Origin of the sequence: Actinomycetospora sp. CA-101289, assembly GCF_050955895.1 — a bacterium.
In the GTDB taxonomy this organism is placed as follows: Bacteria; Actinomycetota; Actinomycetes; order Mycobacteriales; family Pseudonocardiaceae; genus Actinomycetospora.
This window is the reverse complement of record NZ_CP192093.1, coordinates 97,157-115,030: the sequence shown is the minus strand read 5'-3', so window position 1 is coordinate 115,030 and position 17,874 is coordinate 97,157. Positions and strand designations below refer to the sequence as shown.

Annotated in this window: 14 protein-coding genes; 6 read left to right on the top strand and 8 right to left on the bottom strand. The window is 72.1% G+C overall.

Annotated elements, in window-relative coordinates:
• Nucleotides 1-398: 398 nt before the first annotated feature.
• On the bottom strand, nucleotides 399-755 hold the full coding sequence (locus tag ACQPX6_RS00480) for a PRC-barrel domain-containing protein (RefSeq protein WP_433784691.1): 357 nt from the start codon (nucleotides 753-755) through the stop codon (nucleotides 399-401).
• Nucleotides 756-984: 229 nt separating this feature from the next.
• The gene (locus ACQPX6_RS00475; protein WP_433784690.1) at nucleotides 985-1,125 is read right to left on the bottom strand and encodes a hypothetical protein; all 141 of its coding nucleotides are present in this window, start codon (nucleotides 1,123-1,125) and stop codon (nucleotides 985-987) included.
• A 1,014-nt stretch (nucleotides 1,126-2,139) separates the two neighbouring features.
• On the opposite strand from ACQPX6_RS00475, the gene ACQPX6_RS00470 reads away from it, so the two are divergent.
• From ACQPX6_RS00470 to ACQPX6_RS00455, 4 genes are read left to right on the top strand one after another with little or no spacing between them, the layout of a single operon-like run.
• Nucleotides 2,140-3,534: a DUF1254 domain-containing protein gene (locus ACQPX6_RS00470; RefSeq protein WP_433784688.1), complete on the top strand. Its 1,395-nt coding sequence runs from the start codon at nucleotides 2,140-2,142 to the stop codon at nucleotides 3,532-3,534.
• 4 nt (nucleotides 3,535-3,538) lie between these two features.
• On the top strand, nucleotides 3,539-5,230 hold the full coding sequence (locus tag ACQPX6_RS00465) for a SulP family inorganic anion transporter (RefSeq protein ID WP_433784686.1): 1,692 nt from the start codon (nucleotides 3,539-3,541) through the stop codon (nucleotides 5,228-5,230).
• Nucleotides 5,227-6,558, top strand: coding sequence for a DUF1254 domain-containing protein (locus tag ACQPX6_RS00460; protein ID WP_433784685.1), 1,332 nt, complete (start codon nucleotides 5,227-5,229; stop codon nucleotides 6,556-6,558). The genes ACQPX6_RS00465 and ACQPX6_RS00460 overlap by 4 nt, the downstream gene beginning before the upstream one ends.
• A complete protein-coding gene (locus ACQPX6_RS00455; RefSeq protein ID WP_433784684.1) occupies nucleotides 6,551-7,234 on the top strand; it encodes a GAP family protein in 684 nt (227 codons plus the stop codon). The genes ACQPX6_RS00460 and ACQPX6_RS00455 overlap by 8 nt, the downstream gene beginning before the upstream one ends.
• Nucleotides 7,235-7,713: 479 nt before the next feature.
• On the opposite strand, the gene ACQPX6_RS00450 is transcribed toward ACQPX6_RS00455, so the two are convergent.
• The 6 genes from ACQPX6_RS00450 to ACQPX6_RS00425 form a co-directional block, all read right to left on the bottom strand.
• Complete coding sequence (locus tag ACQPX6_RS00450; RefSeq protein ID WP_433784683.1) at nucleotides 7,714-8,394, bottom strand: GntR family transcriptional regulator; 681 nt, start codon at nucleotides 8,392-8,394, stop codon at nucleotides 7,714-7,716.
• Nucleotides 8,395-8,485: 91 nt separating this feature from the next.
• Nucleotides 8,486-9,331, bottom strand: coding sequence for a fumarylacetoacetate hydrolase family protein (locus ACQPX6_RS00445; RefSeq protein ID WP_433784681.1), 846 nt, complete (start codon nucleotides 9,329-9,331; stop codon nucleotides 8,486-8,488).
• 51 nt (nucleotides 9,332-9,382) lie between these two features.
• Entirely contained in the window at nucleotides 9,383-10,252 is an 870-nt protein-coding gene (locus ACQPX6_RS00440) for an NAD(P)H-binding protein (RefSeq protein WP_433784680.1), read from the bottom strand.
• The gene (locus ACQPX6_RS00435; RefSeq protein ID WP_433784679.1) at nucleotides 10,249-12,300 is read right to left on the bottom strand and encodes an acetoacetate--CoA ligase; all 2,052 of its coding nucleotides are present in this window, start codon (nucleotides 12,298-12,300) and stop codon (nucleotides 10,249-10,251) included. Before ACQPX6_RS00435 ends, ACQPX6_RS00440 begins: the two co-directional genes overlap by 4 nt.
• Nucleotides 12,301-12,303: 3 nt before the next feature.
• The gene (locus tag ACQPX6_RS00430; protein ID WP_433784677.1) at nucleotides 12,304-12,930 is read right to left on the bottom strand and encodes a VOC family protein; all 627 of its coding nucleotides are present in this window, start codon (nucleotides 12,928-12,930) and stop codon (nucleotides 12,304-12,306) included.
• A gap of 17 nt (nucleotides 12,931-12,947) precedes the next feature.
• A complete protein-coding gene (locus ACQPX6_RS00425) occupies nucleotides 12,948-14,714 on the bottom strand; it encodes an FAD-dependent monooxygenase (RefSeq protein WP_433784675.1) in 1,767 nt (588 codons plus the stop codon).
• Between the two features lie 359 nt (nucleotides 14,715-15,073).
• On the opposite strand from ACQPX6_RS00425, the gene ACQPX6_RS00420 reads away from it, so the two are divergent.
• Together ACQPX6_RS00420 and ACQPX6_RS00415 are read left to right on the top strand one after the other, a co-directional pair.
• Nucleotides 15,074-15,451: a nuclear transport factor 2 family protein gene (locus tag ACQPX6_RS00420; protein ID WP_433784673.1), complete on the top strand. Its 378-nt coding sequence runs from the start codon at nucleotides 15,074-15,076 to the stop codon at nucleotides 15,449-15,451.
• 78 nt (nucleotides 15,452-15,529) lie between these two features.
• Nucleotides 15,530-17,872, top strand: coding sequence for a transketolase-like TK C-terminal-containing protein (locus tag ACQPX6_RS00415; RefSeq protein WP_433784672.1), 2,343 nt, complete (start codon nucleotides 15,530-15,532; stop codon nucleotides 17,870-17,872).
• The last annotated feature ends 2 nt before the right edge of the window (nucleotides 17,873-17,874 follow it).

Here is a 17,874-nt window from a genome sequence, read left to right as displayed (position 1 = left end):
GGTTGCGAGGACCTGCCCCACCGCGGCCTCGCCGAACCGTAGCCGACTCGGGTCGACCACCATCCGGGCCGGCGACGCGTCGAGCTCGGTGTGCAGGTGACCGCTGAGCAGAGCGACGTCACGGCACCCGAAGTCTCCGTGCAGGGTGATGACCACGCCGTCGACGTCGTCGAGAGGGACCTCGACACAGGCGTGACGCGTGTCGTGCGGCTCGTCTGCCCCGCCGTCGTCGACAGCGCGCCGGGTGCGGACGGTGGCCGGTGCGGCGGTCAAAGGACTCCGACCTCGAGGAGATTCGGCGGGTAGCCGAGGGGCGAGGCTGAGGCATCAACCAGGACGCGGAAACTACCCCACGGTGCGTGACGCAGCTCGACCGACAGCCCTCACCCTCCGCACTTTCACTCCTGGCGCCGGTCCGGCGTGAGGTGCCCGGAGGCGGTGTGGTCGGTCCCGTAGTGACCGACGAGGATCAGCTCGTCCTCGGGCGTGAGCTGGCGGTCGGCGGGCTGGTGCGGGGCGCTGCGGACCTGGTCGCGGGTGTAGGGCAGGCGCAGGACACCGTCGCGGTAGGCAGCCTCGGCGAGGGGCACCACGGAGACGTCCGCGCCGAACATGCCGGTGGTCACGGCCACCCACTCCGGGCGCTGGGTCTCCTCGTCCAGGTACACCGCATCGACCTCGCCGAGGTCGGTCCCTCGGTTGCCGGTCACCCTCGACCCGATGAGCTCCTCCGGGTCGGACACGTCGTCGAGCATCCCCGAACACTCCTCTCGTCCCGCATCTCAGTCGCCGCTGGTGGTGCCCGATGTGAGGGGCCGGCACCCGGTGTCCGGCCGGAGCTCGGCGGTAGGAGCCGGGCGAGCCCGGCACCATTCGCGTCCCCGACGTCGGGGTCGGGTACCAGTGCGCGACTTGACCCGCACTGAGCCGAGGAGGCCGTCGCGTCTCGAGAACCCTCGCCACGGCGGGCGCCGGGGACCATCGTCAGCCAGACGACCATCCCCAGTCGGGGTCGCGGCCCCACGCCTCGGCGCCGAGGCGCCCCGCTTCCTCGGGCGTCGGGGGCTGCGGGTCGGGCGTCGGCACCGGTGGTGGCTCGGCCTGGTCGATGGGGTTCGAGCCCACCCATCGCCACCGCACCGCTCGCTTGTAGGCACCGCTGAGCACGTAGTGAATTCTTGCGGATCGTCGCATCGCCGAGAGGTCGGCACCGGTGCGTCGGCAACGCCGGTCGCACTGGTGCGGGAAGCTCGTCCGTGGTCCACACCGCGGCGGTCGCGGCAGTGCTCCCGACACCGCCGCATCTCGGCGTAGAGACAGTCCAGGATCTCGGCGTCGATCGCACCGACCTTCGACGTGCCGATGAACGGACGGACGTGCTTGGCCACGTACTCCCGGTAGCCCTCGACCGTGCGCGGGCCGCCGGTGTGCTGCTCGAGGTAGCGGTCGAGCAGCTGGTCGACCGTCGCCGAGGTCCGTGGGTTGCGCCTCCGACGGCTGTCGGCGAGGAACCCCTGACGAACCTCCTCGGCCCGGTCCCACACCTTCGGCCCGGCCGCGACGACCTCGACGAGGTCGTGCCGGCGCTTCGTCACCGGGTCCTGCCCGGCGTACACCCGTACGCGCAGGGCTCCACTCGGGGCTCGTCGATGGTCCCCCGCTCGCGCTTCCGGGGGTTCTTGGCCTTCGCCATGACGCGGAAGCTAGGGCCACTCGCGTCACGAACCGTGTCACGTCGGTCGAGGTTCGCTCGGTCGAACCAGCGTCTTCGCAGGTCACCGTGGGTGGAGACGAAGGGAATCGAACCCTCAACCCCCGCCTTGCCAAGATGGGCGACCCCGTAGCCCAGGGCCTCTACCAGCACCGATGTCCTTGCGGGACGTCACTCGGTGCTCCTCGACATCGCCGCTGGCTCTCGTTTCGTGCCACGAGGCGTGCCACGACCTGGCCGGCGATCACTCGGAGCAGCCAGCAGGCGGCCGACTTGCGGCCGACTGGTCCTGCCCGCGCATCGGCGCGCGGCTCTATGGTCGATCGCGCGGTCGATCATGCGACGGACGATCGAGCGTCGGTCCGGGGACACACGACCGGCGGCACCGCCGTCGTACCCGGCTCGCGACGAGGACACGGGGGGCGGCGATGGGCGGCGAGGGCCAGGGGTTCCCCGGGCGGCTGGCGGCGGTCGAGATGGACGGCGAGCTGCCGCGGCGGGAGGACCTCCCGCTGATCTTCGACGAGCTCGACCACCAGATGGCGGTCCAGGCGTACCTGTGGTCGCTGCCGCTCGTGTCCTACGCGCAGTGGCAGACCCAGCACCGTGACGTCTTCGGGGCCACGAACTACGACCTGGTCCGTTACCTGTCCTACCGCGACCGGCTCGGGCTGATCACCGCGAACGCGACGACGCCCTACATCCTGAACTTCATCGACCTGGGCGAGACCGGGCCCCTGCTCATCGAGGTCGGACCCGGCCCGACCGCCGGGGGCTTCTCCGACTTCTGGCAGCGGGAGTTCGGCATCCTCGGCGAGATGGGCCCCGACCAGGGGCGCGGTGGCCGGCACCTCGTCGTGCCGCCCGGCGAACCCGTCCCCGACGACACGTCCGACCTCTACGTGCACCGGGCGACCGGCAACAACATCATGTTCGGTTCCCGGGCCCTCGAGCCCGACCCGCAGAAGGCCGACGCGCTCGTCGCGACGGTCCGCATCACTCCGTTCGACGGCCGGCAGGCTCCGGAGACGCGGATCGTGTCCCCGGACGGGCGGGAGTGGTCGGGTGACCAGCCCCGCGGACTCGAGTACTGGGTCCGCCTGCACGAGGTCTACCAGCGCGAGATCGTCGACGAGCGCGACCGGTTCTTCCTCGCGATGCTGCGCCAGCTCGGGATCGAGAAGGGCCGTGCCTTCGACCCCGACGCCCGCACGGCGGCGCTGCTCACCGAGGCCACCCGCGTCGGCGAACTGATGGCGCAGGCCAACACGTTCGCGAAGCGTTTCCCCGGGGCCACCTACTGGCCCGACCGTCAGTGGGACCTCGCGGTGCAGATGACCAACTCCGCGCAGCGCGGCGAGGGCCACGACGAGCTGCTCGAGCGGGCGTCGTGGTTCTACGAGGCGGTCAGCTTCTCCGAAGCCATGAAGAGCCAGACCCCCGGTCAGGGCCAGGCCTACCTCGGGGCCTACACCGACGCGCACGGGAGATGGCTCGAGGGCGGCGCGGACTACACCCTGCACGTGCCGCCAGGCGTGCCGGCGAAGCTGTTCTGGTCGGTCACGGTCTACGACGTCGACACCCGGTGCCTGATCGACAACGAGCAGCAGCGCGGCGATCGCGGGTCCCGCGACGGTGAGCTCGTCGCCAACGACGACGGTTCGGTGGACGTGTTCTTCGCACCCACCGCGCCGCCGGGCCGGGAGGACAACTGGGTCCAGACGATCCCGGGGCGGCACTGGTTCTCGTACTTCCGGCTGTACGGGCCGCTGGAGAGCTACTTCGACCGCAGCTGGAAGCTCGGCGACATCACGCCGGCCTGATCGCGTGATCGCCCCCTCGCTGCACGGGTACCGCCCGGCCTGGGTCCGTCGCGACCTCGTCGCCGGCGCCACCGTGTGGGCGGTCCTGGTGCCCGAGTCCCTGGCCTACGCCACGATCGCCGGCGTCCCGCCGGTCGTGGGCCTCTACGCCGCGGTCCCCGCTCTCGTGCTCTACGCCCTGGTGGGGACCTCGAAGCACCTGGTCGTCGGCCCGATGGCGGCCACCGCGGCCCTCTCCGCGAGCGTCGTCGCCGACGTCGGCGGGGGTGGCCTCGACCCGGTCTCGCTGACCACCGCGCTGGCGATCACCGTTGGGCTCGTCGCGGTGGTGGCCGGTGCGTTCCGTCTGGGGTTCCTCGCCAGCTTCATCTCCGAGCCCGTCCTCAAGGGCTTCATCGTCGGGCTCGCCCTGACGATCGCCGTGGGCCAGCTCCCGAAGCTGGTCGGCGTGGAGAAGGGCGAGGGCGACTTCTTCGCCCAGCTCTGGCACTTCGTGACCCACCTCGGCGACGCCGACCTGCGCAGCGCGGCGATCGGCCTCGGCACCCTCGTGGTGGTTCTCGCGCTGCGGCGCTGGCTGCCCGTGGTGCCCGGATCGCTGGTCGCGGTGGCCCTGGCCATCACGTTGGTGTGGACGCTCGGGCTCGACCGGCAGGGCGTCGACGTCGTCGGCCCGATCACCGCCGGACTCCCCCCGCTCGGGCTGCCCGCCGTCCCGATCGGCACCTACCTCCAGCTCGCCGGCGGCGCGCTCGGGGTCGCCCTGATCGGGTTCGCCGAGGGGCTGGGTGCGGCCAAGACCTACGCCGTACGCCACGGCTACGAGGTGGACCCGAACCGGGAGCTGCTCGGGCTCGGCGCCGCCAACCTCGGGTCCGGGCTCGCATCCGGGATGGTGGTCAACGGCAGCCTGTCCAAGACCGCCGTCAACGGGTCCGCGGGCGCCCGCACCGAGGCATCCGGCCTGGTCGCGGCGGTGCTCACCGTCGTCACCCTGCTCTTCCTGACCGGGCTGTTCACCCGGCTCCCGGAACCGGCGCTGGCCGCGATCGTGATCGCCGCGGTCGTCGAACTCATCGACGTGCGCGCCCTGGTCACCCTCTACCGCATGTGGACGCGGCGCCTCGGGTCGATCTACGGGCTGGCCGCGCGCGCCGATTTCGCCGCCGCGGTCGCCGCCCTGCTCGGCGTCCTGGTGTTCGACACCCTGCCCGGGCTCTTCCTCGGCATCACCCTGTCGCTGCTGCTGCTGCTCTACCGCGCGTCCCGCCCCCACGTCGCCGAGCTCGGCCGGGCCCCCGAGGGCCCCGACCTCTGGATCGACCGCGACCGTCACCCGGAGGCCGCACCGACCGACGGGGTCGTGGTCCTCCGGGTGGAGGGCGGCCTGTTCTTCGCCGACGCCGACCACGTCCGCGACGCCCTGCGCGCCGCCGCGGGGCCCGGCGTGTACGGAATCGTCCTGGACGCCCGCTCGGTGCCGTTCGTCGACGTCACCGCCGCGCGGATGCTCGTGGAGCTCACCGCGACCCTCGCCGCCCGGGGCGTCACCCTCGTCGTCGCCCGCGACATCGGTCAGGTCCGCGACGTGCTGCGCGCCACCGATGGCGCAACTCCGCCCGTGTTCGCCGAGGTCGACGCCGCCGTCGCCTGCCTGGGCGCCGACCCCTCGACTGACCCCAGGAGGAACTCTTGATCGACGCCGGACCGGACGAACTGCAGGCCACGGTCGCCGACGCGTTCGTCTACGCCTACCCGATGCTGTTCAACTACAAGACCCTCCACGAGCAGGCCCTCGACCCGGCGTTCCCCGGCTACGTCGGCGGCTTCGGGCGCTTCCGGCACTACTCGCGCGTCTACACCCCGGCCGACACCGACATCGTCACCGCGAACAACGACACCCCGTACTCGTGGGCCTGGCTGGACCTGCGGGCCGAGCCATGGGTGCTGACGATGCCGCCGGTGCCGGGCGAGCGTTACGTCACCTTCCAGTGGTTCGACCTGTTCACCTACAACTTCGCTTACGTCGGGGTGCTGAGCACCGGGCGCGCCGGCGGGCGCTACCTGTTCGCCGGACCCGGCTGGGACGGCGCCGTGCCCGACGGCATCGACGGGGTCTTCCGCTCCGAGACCGAGCTCATCGGGTGCCTGGGCCGCACCTCCCTCGACGGGCCCGAGGACCTGCCCAACGTCCAGGCCCTGCAGCAGCAGTACACCCTGACCCCGCTCCACGAGATCGCCGGCATCCCCTCGCCCCCGCCCGCTCCACCGGTCGACTGGCCCGCGTGGGACGAGCAGGCCGCCGTGACCCGTGACTTCATCGCCTACCTGAATTTCCTACTGCAGTTCTGCCGACCCGACCCGTCCGAGGCGGACCTGCTGGCGCGCTTCGCCCGCGCCGGGATCGCCGCCGGTCGATCGTTCGACCCCGGCGCCCTCACCGCTGACCAGCTCGCGGCCGTCGACGCCGGCGTCGCGCAAGGGCGGCAGACGCTGGCCGACTCGATGCACGCCACCCACTCCTCCATCGGCCTGTTCGGCAGTCGCGACACCCTCGGAAACGACTACCTGCGCCGCGCCACGGCCGCCGCGATGGGGATCTACGGCAACAACGTCGAGGAAGCCGTCTACGTCGGCTGGATCGCCGACGACGACGGGAAGCCCCTCACCGGGGACCACAGCTACGAGGTCCGGTTCCCCGCCGGCGCGCTCCCCCCGGTCAAGCTGTTCTGGTCGATCACCATGTACGAGCTGCCCAGTCGCCTGCTCGTCGACAACCCCATCGACCGCTACTCGATCGGGGACCGCACATCCGGCCTGGTCCACGACGCCGACGGATCCCTGACCCTCACCGTGCAGCACGCGCGCCCCGACGACCCGGATCGGGCGGCGAACTGGCTGCCTGCCCCGCCCGGACCGTTCACCGCGATCTTCCGGCTCTACGGGCCCGAGCCTTCCGTCGTCGACGGCACCTGGACCCAGCCACCGATGCGGCGCATCACCACCGGCGGCGACGGTGGGTGAGGCGATCGGCGCGGTCCTCCCCCTCGCCGTCGGGGTGTCGCTGAGCCCGATCCCGATCGTCGCGGTCGTGTTGATGCTCGCCACCCCCCGCGGGCGCGCCAACGGGATCGCGTTCGTCCTCGGCTGGGTCGTCGGGCTGGCCGCCGCCGGGACCGTCGTGCTGCTCGTGTCGGGCGGGGCAGGGGCGAGCGAGGGTCAAGGTCCAGCGACCTGGGTCGACGTGGTCAAGCTCGTGCTCGGTGTCGCCCTCGTCGTGCTGGCCCTGATCCAGTGGCGGCGTCGTCCCCGCGACGCAGCCGACGCGGCGCTTCCCGCGTGGATGGCGACGATCGACCGCTTCACCCCGCTGAAGTCCGCCGGCTTCGGGGTCGCGCTGTCCGCGGTGAACCCGAAGAACCTGCTCATCACCGTCGGCGCCGCGGCCGCCGTCGCCCAGACCGGGACCAGCGCCGGCGGCCAGGCCGTGGCGCTGGCCGTGTTCGTCGTCCTCGCCACCGTCGGTCCTGCCGTCCCGCTCGCGATCGACGTCGGGCTGGGCGCGCGATCCGCCCACGTCCTCACGTCGCTGCGGACATGGATGGCCACGCACAACACCGCGATCATGTGCGTCCTGCTGCTCGTCATCGGCCTCAAGCTGCTCGGTGACGGAATCTCGAGCCTGTCCGGGGCCGCCTGATGATCCAACCCGGACGGGATCGACGGGCCGGCGCATCCCCCGTCGACGGGTCACCGTGGCCCTTCGGCGCGGGCACGGCTGACCGCTCCAGGGGCGCCAACGGCACCGGACCTCTCGACGCTCTCCGCGGGGAGTTCACGAACGCTCGCCGAGGGCGCTCACCTCATCCCCCGCGAGGTCACCCGACGTATCGAGCAGATGAGCACCGCCCATCTTTGTGCCACGTCCGGACACGGACGGTCTTCGGTGGACATCGTTTTCGCAGGTCGAAATGGGTGGAGACGAAGGGAATCGAACCCTCAACCCCCGCCTTGCAAAGATGGGCGTTCACGTAGCCCAGGGCCTCCACCAGCAACAACGTCCTCGCCGGACGTCACTCAGTGCTCGTGGGCATCGCCGCTCGCTCTCGTTTCGTGCCACGTGGCGTGCCACGCTCCTCGTTCGGGCAGAGCTGTCTTGGCGGCACGTCGTCGACGCGGTCAGGGCAGGTCGAGGGCCTTCTGAGCGAGGGCTTCGTTGTGCTCGAGGTGGCGGTTGACGGCGGCCCGCACGGTGTCAGGCTCGCGGGTGCGGAACGCGTCGAGCAGCTCCTCGTGGGCGTGCTCCCTGCGGGTGTGCTCGGCCGGCTGGGGATCGAGCTTGCCGAACCCGATACGGATGTATCGCTCGGCGGCGCGCCACAGCGTGCCGAGGATGCGCTTGTCCCACTCGGTCGCCGCGGGGGCGAGCAGGCGGAGGTGGAACTCGTGGTGGGCCTCGTAGACCTCGTCGATCCCGAGAGCCTCGTCGCCGAACGAGTGCGCTTCGCCGCCGAGGGCGTCGAGCTCGCTATCGGACAGCAGGACGCAGGACCGCGCGGCGATCTCGGGCTCGACCACGCGGCGCAGGCGGTAGACCGCGGCGAGGTCGTCGGCGTCGAGAGGGGTGACCTGTGCGCTCCGCCCGCGGCGGGTGGTGATCAGGCCTTCGCTCTCGAGACTGCGCAGGGCTTCGCGCACCGGGATGAAGCTGACCCCGAGCATGCCGGCGATCTCGCGGAGCGAGAACTCCTGGCCCGGGGCAAGCGACCCCGAGATGACAGCTCGACGCAGCTCGGCGGTCACCCGCTCGGCCAGGGAGCTGTCCTCGATGCGGCGGACCATCGGGTCATGCGCGGACATGGACTCGAGGTCCTTCCAGTGAGGCTTGATCAGTTATAGCGCAGGATACTGCGGCGGATGGGCGGCGAGCACCACGGCGCCCACGGCGCCGTCAGCCGGCCGAGACGAAGCGGTGGCGCATCTCGCCGATGCCGCTGATCGTGGTGACCAGTTCTTCGCCGGGTCCGATGGTGCGGCGGGGTTCGCGGAGCCAGCCGACCCCGCCGGGGGTGCCGGTGAAGACGAGGTCGCCGGGCAGCAGCGGCAGGACGCTGGACAGCGAGGCCACCAGCTGGGGGATGGTGAAGACGAACTGGCTGGTGCGGCTGTGTTGCATCTGCTCGCCGGCGAGGTGGCAGGAGACCTCGATGTCGTCGGGGTCGTCGAGCTCGTCGGGGGTGACGAGCACCGGGCCGATCGGGGCGAAGCCCTCGAAGGACTTGCCGATGTTGTACTGCTGGGGTGCGGGTCCGGCGAGCTGCACGGCGCGCTCGGAGAGGTCTTGGCCGGCGGTGAGGCCGGCGATGTAGGACCACCCCTCGGACTCGGGCACGTTGCGGGCGCGGCGCCCGATCACGGCGACGAGCTCGACCTCGAAGTCGACGTTCTCCGAGGGCAGCACGATGTCGTCGTAGGGCCCGGTGACCGCGGCGGGGAACTTGGTGAACACCATGGGCCGCTCGGGCAGGTCGATGCCGGTCTCGGCGGCGTGGTCGCGGTAGTTGACGCCGATGGCGAACACCTGCGGCGGGCGCGGCACCGGCGCCCCGAGCGCGGTGGGCACGACCTCGCGGTCGGGGCCGCCGGTGAACCCGGCGGCCCAGGTACGGAACTCCTCCCACCGCGGGTAGAGCTCCTGGATGTCCGCGGTGAACCGGCCGTCGCTGGCGGTCTCGATGTCCACGGCCTTGTCCTCGATGCCGAGGGCGGCGCGGCCGCCCAGGTCGAAGATGCGCATGGGGGTGTCCTTTCAGGAGCAGGCGGGTGCCTGCCGGTGGTGTCGGCGTGCTCAGCCGGTGAACAGGTCGCGGTGGTCGCGGACGAAGTCGGTGACCGAGCGTGGGGCGGTGCCGGTGAGCTCGGCGACGTCGTCGGTGACGTACTCGGAGGCGCCGGTTCGGAACATCGCGAGCATCTCGGCGAGGTGGTGGGCCTCCCACTCGGTGGCGCCCCCGGCGCGCGCGGCCTGCCCGGCCTGCTCGGGGGTCACCTCGACCAGGGTCGGGTCGGCGCCGGTCTCGGCGCGGATCGTGGCGGCGATCTCGGCGTAGGTCGGGGCGGACGGCCCGGTGAGCACCCAGTGCCGGCCGTCCGTCGCCGGGTCGGTGAGCACGGCGGCGGCGGCGCGCCCGACGTCGGCGCAGTCGACGAGGCTGATCCCGGCGCTGCCCAGCGGGTTGGCGATGATGCCCTTCTCGCGCGTGGTGCGGGCCATGGCGGCGATGAGGGTCTGCATGAAGCCGTTGGGGCGGATCACCGACCACGCGAGTCCCGAGTCCGCGAGGTACTGCTCGGACTCGTGGTGCTGGCGGCAGGCGTCGGGGCCCGTGGGTCCGATGCCGGCGCTGGTGCCCGACACCTTCACCACGCGGGTGCCGGCCTTGACGGCGCGGTCGATGACCGCGTTCTGCACCGCGGCCATGTCCGGGCCGTGCGGGGTGAGCAGCAGCGCGGCGTCGGCGGCCTCGAGCTCGCGGTCGAGGGTGGTGTCGGCGTCGTCGGTGATGTCGGTGGTGACGAGATCGGCGCCGGCGGGCAGCACGGTGCGTGCTCGTTCGGGAGCGCGGGACAAAGTGCGGGTCTGCTGTCCGTCGGCGAGCAGGGCGCGCACGACGTGCGGGCCGAGCCGGCCGGTGGCGCCCAGGACGAGGAGCCTCATCGGGCCACCCCCGCGGTCTGGCGGGGTGCGGCGGCCGCGCGGCGCTGCCGGCCGAGCTCGGTGAACACCTCGAGGACGTCGGGGCGGTCGACGACGCCGGTGTTGACGGCCTTGCCCGGGTCGAAGCCCTGGATCAGCCGCTTGACGGGCACCTCGAGGCGCTTGCCGGTCAGGGTGTGCGGGATGGCGGGCACCTCGAGGATCTCGTCGGGGACGTGCCGCGGTGAGCAGCGGTCGCGGATGGTCGCGGCGACGCGGTCGCGCAGCGCGTCGTCGAGGACCGCGCCCGGGGCGAGGGTGACGAACAGCGGCATCCAGTACCGGCCGGCGTCGAGCTCGGCACCGATGACCAGGGCGTCGGCGATCTCGGGGATCGTCTCCACGGCGGTGTAGATGTCGGCGCTGCCCAGGCGGACCCCGTGGCGGTTGATCGTGGAGTCCGAGCGGCCGTGCACCACCGCGCTGCCCTGCGCGGTGAGGGTCAGCCAGTCGCCGTGGCGCCAGACGCCGGGGAAGGTGGAGAAGTAGGTCTCGGCGTAGCGGGAGCCGTCGGTGTCGTTCCACAGCCGGACCGGCATCGTCGGCATCGGCGCGGTGACCACGAGCTCGCCGACCTCGTCGACCACCGGGGTGGCGTCGTCGCGCCAGGCCTCGACGCGGGTGCCCAGGAACCGGGACTGCATGTGCCCGGCACGCACCGGGCGCAGCGGGTTGCCACCGACGTAGGGGGTGCAGACGTCGGTGCCGCCGCTGGGGGCGTCGAGCCACACGTCCGGCTTGACGTCCTCGTAGACCCAGGACCAGGCGGGCACCGGCAGCGGCGAGCCCGACGACATCACGCAGCGCAGGGCGGCGAGGTCGTGGCGGGCGCCGGGCGCGAGCCCGGCGCGCTGGCAGGCGGTCAGAAAACCGGCGCTGGTGCCGAAGTGGGTGGTCCGGGTGCGCGCGACCGCGTCCCAGAGGACGTCCTTGTCCGGCCAGGTGGGGCTGCCGTCGTAGGTGACCATCGTGGCCCCGGTGAGCAGGGCGCCGGCGGCGGCGTTCCACACCATCCACGCGGTGGAGGTGAACCAGAAGAACCGGTCCCCGGGCCCGACGTCGTCGTGCAGGCCCAGCCACTTGAGGTGCTCGAGCACGATCCCGCCGTGGGAGTGCACGATCCCCTTGGGCAGCCCGGTGGTGCCCGAGGAGTAGAGCACCCACAGCGGGGCGTCGAACGCGACCGGCTCGAACACCGGCGCCACCGGCTCGGCCACGACCTCCCGCCAGGCGTGCACCTCGGCGGACGGCACCGTCACGACCGGAGCGTCGCCGTGCTCTCCGTCGGCCAGGACGAGGTGGCGGACCGAGGGCAGCCGGGACGCGATCGTGCCGGTCTGCTCGGTGCGCTCCACCCACTCGCCGGCGAAGCGGTAGCCGGTGGTCGCCAGGAGCACGGCGGGTTCGATCTGGGCGAGCCGGTCGACCACGGCGTCGACGCCGTAATCCGGCGCGCAGCACGCCCAGATCGCCCCGACCGCGGCGCTGGCCAGCAGCCCGACGACGGCCTCGGCGCCGTTGGGCAGGTAGGCCGCGACGCGGTCCCCCGGTCGCACGCCCCATGCCCGCAGCTGTGCGGCCAGCGCGCCGACCTGCCCCCGCAGCTCGGCGCGCGACACCTCCACCGGGTCGGTGCCTTCGTGCAGCACGACCAGGGCCGGCGGCTCGTCGTCCGGACCCGCGCCGAGTGGAGCCAGGGCCTGCTCGGCGTAGTTGAGGGTGACCTGCGGGAACCAGCCGGCGCCGGAGAAGTCGTCCCGGTCGCGCATCGGGGTCCAGGAACCGCTGGCGCGGACACCGAAGAACTCGGCCAGCAGCGGCCAGAACTGCTCGGGGTGGTCCACCGACCATCCCCACAGCGCCTCGTAGTCGTCGAGATCGCCACCGGCCAGGTCCGCGGCCGCGGCGGCGAACCTCGCCATGGCGCTCGACCCGGCGCGCTGCGCGGACGGGGTCCACAGCAGCGCGCCGGCCGGAGCCGTCGCCGATGTCGATTCCGGGGAGTCCATCGCTCAGTACGCCTCGGGCAGCAGGATGTCCGCGGGCGGGTTCTCCGGCAGGTACTTGCCCGCCCGGGCGTTCTGGTGGATCTCCTCGGCCGAGACGCCCTGCTCGCGGGCCTCGACGAGCTTGTCGGGGTCGAAGAAGCTGCCGATCGGGTTCTCGGCGAACTCCCGCGAGGCCCACATCCACTCCTTGGAGGCCTCCCAGTCGCCGAACGCGTCGACCTGGATCTCCACGCCGTTGCCCTCGGGGTCGGCGTAGTAGAGCGACATGGTGATGCCGTGGTCCAGGCTCATGAACGGGACGATCCCGGCCTCGCGCAGGCGCACGTAGTTGTCCAGCCACTGGTCGAAGTTGCGGTACTCGAACGCGGTGTGGTGCAGCCCGGCGCTGATCGGCTTGTCGACCGCCCGTTTGATCGCCGGGTGGGCGACCAGCGCGATCCGGTGGTTGGCCTCGTCGTTTGTCAGCCACGCCGCGCTGTCGCTGTAGTGCACCGGGGTCAGGCCGGCGACGAGCTCGTACCAGCGCACCATCTCGTCGAGCTTGAGTGTGAGGAACGTGGCGTGGTGCAGCTTGGGCGGGACGACCGGGCGCGGCTTGCGCGGCAACTCGGGCTGGATAGGGGTGTTCATCGCTTCTCTCCGATCAGTCAGCGGGCGAGCACCGAGGCGAGGGCCTGGTTGAGCGCGTCGGTGGGGTCGACGGGGGCGTGCTCGGCCCGGTAGGCGACGTGGTGGTCGGGGCGCACGAGGATCGCTCCGTCGGCGCCGACCTGGCGCAGGCGGTTCCAGGTGTCCTCGGGGTCGGTGCAGTCGCCGTCGGCGCCCACGGCGACCGGCGTGACGGTGACCCCGAACTTCTCGCTCGCCGCGGCGGCCGCGGCCTTCCAGCCCGAGGCGTCGGTGCCGGTGAGCAGCACGAACCCGCCGGAGGCGTCGAGCAGGTCGTGGGTGGAGAGGCGGTCGGCGCCGCGGGCGAGCCAGGCGTGGGGCAGGCGGTGCCCGGGGCGGGTGGTCGGGGTGTACACGCGGCCGCTGGGGTCGCGCGGGGCGGGCTCGCTCCCGTCGGGCACCAGGGCGCCCTCGGGGTAGTTGAACCCGATCTCGACGTCGTGGGCCTGGAACTCCCAGGCCTGGGTGCCGATGCAGACCGCGGCGCGGGCGCGCAGCGCCTCGCCCATCAGGCCCTCGGAGAACAAGGCGTGGAATGCCGCGGTGTTCATCTCGACCGGCGCGCCGGGGGTCAGACCGATCCCGGCGTCGATCACGGTGTGGTTCATGAACGCCAGCAGCGCCCAGTCCGCGCCGTGGGTGCTCACGGCCTTGCGCTCGGCCTCGTAAGTGTCCAGCAGCCGGTCGTCGGCCTTCCCCGACAGGACCGCGGCCAGCTTCCACGCCAGGTTGTGGACGTCCTGGATGCCGGTGTTCAGGCCCAGCCCCGTGGTCGGCGGCTGGCGGTGCGCGGCGTCGCCGGCCAGGAAGATGTCCCCGAAGCGCCACTGCTGGGCGACGATGCGGTCGAGGATCCAGTGGCTGACCTTGTGCACCGTCATGTCCACGTCGGGCAGGCGCAGCAGCTCACGCAGGCGCGGCACGATCGCTTCCTCGTTGAACCGCTCGGGGTCGTCCGGGCGGAACGCGAAGTGGACCACCCACTCCTCGGACTTGCGGCCCCACGTGGGCCCCATCTGCACCATCGCACCGGCGCCCCAGCTGTTCTCCCCCTCGGGGTTGAGGAACCAGGTGATCAGCGACTCGTCGTCCCAGTAGGGCGAGAGGTCCGCGCTGAAGTGGGTGCTGACCATGTCGACCATGCCCGTCGGGCCGGTCATCTCCACGCCCAGGGCCGGGCCGAAGCTCCGGCCGCCGTCGGCGGCGATCACGTAGCGCGCGGCCACGGTGTAGCGGGTGTCGGCGGTCCGGTCGTGGACCGTGGCCACCACCCCGGTGTCGGTCTGCTCCCAGTCGATCACGTCGTGGTGGTAGCGGATCGACTCCGGTGCGCGGGCCTCGGCCTGGCGACGCAGCAGCGGCTCGAGGCGCAGCTGCGGGTAGTTGCTCGCCAGGCACGGGCTGTCGGCCTCGTAGGTCGGGCGCAGGCTCCCGCCGCCGAAGGCGTCCATCTCGTGGATGCTGCGCTGGTCGAGCTCGCCGTCGCCGCCCAGCGAGGTGCGCCACCGGACCTTGCCGAACTTCTCGATGGGCGCGCCCACCTCGTAGATCGCGTCCGCGACGCCGTGCTGGCGGAACACCTCCATCGTGCGCTGGTTGATGTAGTGCGCCTTGGGCAGGTGCGACGTCGTCTCGTGACGCTCGACCAGCAGGTGCTCCACACCCAGGTTCGACAAGAAGATCGAGGCCGACAGGCCACAACCTCCGCCGCCGACGATGAGCACAGGAACGTCCAGATCGGCCATGCCCGATCTCCCTTGATCGCAGATGAGCTGAGCGGGGAGCCCCGCCGATGCCGGGCTCTGACCTCGGGCCGTAGACGGCACCTGAGGTGGTGCGAGCCACAGTACGACGACGATATGCGTTATAACAACCCGCGATTTTAAGCAGCTCTCTCGCCGTCGGACGCACCACGGGCGCCCGCTACCGGCACGTCCTCAGCGACTCTTGTTATAACAGATAGCACTGTTTAGTGTGGCTCCCGCCACCGAGCCCGACGGGCTCCAGCACGGTCCCGGCCCCTGATCTGCAGCTCGCCCTCCGCGGACGACAACAGCACGTCAAAGGCAGGCGCTCCGACCGTGGCACCACCCCTGGAGGACGCATGACTGCCACCCAGCCCTCGGCCATCGACGTCACCCGCGACCTGCTCAAGGCCGCCGACACCGACATCGCCGCGTTCTTCGCGGCCTTCACGGACGACTGCCGGTTCCGGATGGGCAACGCCGAGTCCGTGGTCGGGCGCGAGAACATCCAGGCCTGGGTCGCGAACTACCTCGGCGCCGTGGCCGGCATGCGCCACGTCATCCTCGAGGAGTTCGTCGACGGCGACGTCGCCGCCGTGCGCGTCGAGGTCACCTACACCATGCAGAACGGCGCGGAGTTCACCCTGCCCGCCGTGACCCGCACGAAGGTCCGCGACGCCAAGGTCAGCGAGTACCTGATCTTCATGGACCCCTCTCCCGTCGCCCAGGCCTCCTGAGCCGACACCGCCGATCGCACGTCCGCCCGTCCGGGACGCCGGGCGGGACGTGCACGCCCGACGAGAGGACGACCGACGATGACGACCGCGCCGCCCCTGCCGACACCCAGCGAATCGCACACGGGGGTCGACCTCGACACCCTGCGCTCGGTCGAGGACCGGGTGCTCTGGCTGGCCACGGCGATCGTCGACCACGCCAACCGCGTGCGGCCCAACCCCGGTGGGCTCAAGGTCGGCGGGCACCAGGCGTCCTCGGCGTCGATCGTCTCGATCATGACGGCGCTGTGGTTCGCCGAACTGGGCCCCGAGGACCGCGTCTCGGTCAAGCCGCACGCCTCGCCGGTGCTGCACGCGATCAACCACCTGCTCGGCGAGCTCGACGCCTCGTACCTGACCACCCTGCGGGACAAGGGCGGGCTGCAGTCCTACCCGTCGCGGTCGAAGGACCCCGACCCCGTCGACTACTCCACCGGCTCGGTCGGCATCGGCGCGACCGCCCCCATCTGGGGTGCCATCGCGCGCCGCTACGCCGACGGCGTGTCAGGGGGACGGGTCGGGACCGGTCGCCAGTTCTCGCTGGTCGGCGACGCCGAGCTCGACGAGGGCGCGGTCTGGGAGGCCGTGCTCGACCCGATGGTCCGCGAGCTCGGCGAGGTCTGCTGGGTCGTCGACTTCAACCGCCAGAGCCTCGACCGGGTCGTCCCCGACATCTCCGCTACGCGGCTCACCGGCCTGTTCACCGCGGCCGGCTGGCAGGTCATCTCGGTGAAGTACGGCCGCGTGCTCTCCGAGCTCTTCTCCCGCCCCGGCGGGGACGCGCTGCGTCGGCGCATCGACGAGATGACCAACCCCGAGTACCAGCGGCTGCTGCGCTGCACGCCGGCCCAGCTGCGCGAACGCCTGCCCGGCGACGGACCCGACCGTGACGCGATCGCTGCGCTGCTCGGCGAGGTCGACGACGACGCCGTGCACGCCGCGATCCGCAACCTCGGCGGGCACGACCTCGGCGCGCTGCTCGACGCCTACGCCCACATCGACGACACCCGCCCGACGGTGGTCTTCGCCTACACGGTGAAGGGCTACGGGCTCGCGACCCAGGGCCACCCGCAGAACCACTCCAGTCTGCTGAACGAAGCCCAGATGCGGGCCCTGGCCACCGACCTCGGCACCGACCTCGACGACCCGTGGGCGCCGCTTCCCGCCGACAGCCCGGCGGCGGCCCTCTGCGCCGCGGCCGCGCGACGACTGCGCCGCAACGGACACCCCGACCGCCAGACCACCGACGTCCCCGTCGACGCCGGCCGCGCCCCCACCGGCACCGGCAACACTCAGCAGGCGCTGGGCCGCGCGCTGCTCGACCTCACCCGCTCCGCACCCGACGCCGCCCGCCGCGTCGTCACCGTCAGCCCCGACGTCGCCTCCTCGACCAACCTCGGCGGCTGGCTCAACAAGGTCGGCTCATGGTCGGCGCACGAACGCACCAACTGGTTCGCCGACGACGCGGAGACGATCCTGCACTGGCGTGAACGGCCCAGCGGCCAGCACATCGAGCTGGGCATCGCCGAGACCAACCTCGTCGGCCTGCTCGGCGAGCTCGGCGCCACCTGGTCACGGTGGGGCGAGCCACTGCTGCCCATCGGGGTGCTCTACGACCCGTTCGTCGCCCGCGCCCTCGAGCCCTGGGCGTTCGGGATGTACGCAGGCGGGCAGTCGATCCTCGTCGGCACGCCGTCCGGTGTCTCCCTCTCGCCCGAGGGCGGCGCCCACCAGTCGATCACCACCCCGTCGATCGGGCTCGAGCAGCCCGGCTGCGTGACCTTCGAGCCCGCCTTCGGCATCGAGGTCACCTGGTGCCTGCTCGACGGCCTGGGCCGTCTCGGCCGCCCCGATGGGAGCTCGACCTACCTGCGCCTCTCCACCGCGCCGGTCGACCAGTCCCTCGCCGCGGTGCCCACCGACACCGCCGCGCGGGAACGCCGCCGCCGCCAGGTGGTCGCCGGCGCCTACGGACTACGGCGCAGCGCCGGGCGCCCCGCCGTCACCCTGGCCACGATGGGCCCGCTGGTCCCCGAGACCCTCGCGGCCGCCGACCGCCTCGCCGACCAGGGCGTTGACGCCGACGTCGTCGTGGTCACCAGCCCCGACCTGCTCTTCCGGGCCCTGCGGGCCCGCTCGGCGCCCACCGGCGACCCCACCTGGATCCTCGACGCCGTCTTCCCCACCGACCGTGCCGCGCCGCTGGTCACCGTCCTCGACGGCCACCCCCACACGCTCGCCTTCCTCGCCGGCGTGCACCGGGCCCGGGCGACTCACCTCGGGGTGACCGGTTTCGGCCAGTCGTCCGACCTCCCGGCCGCCTACGCGCTCCACGGCATCGACGCCGACGCCATCGTCTCCGCGTCCCTCGACGTCATCGGCTGAGG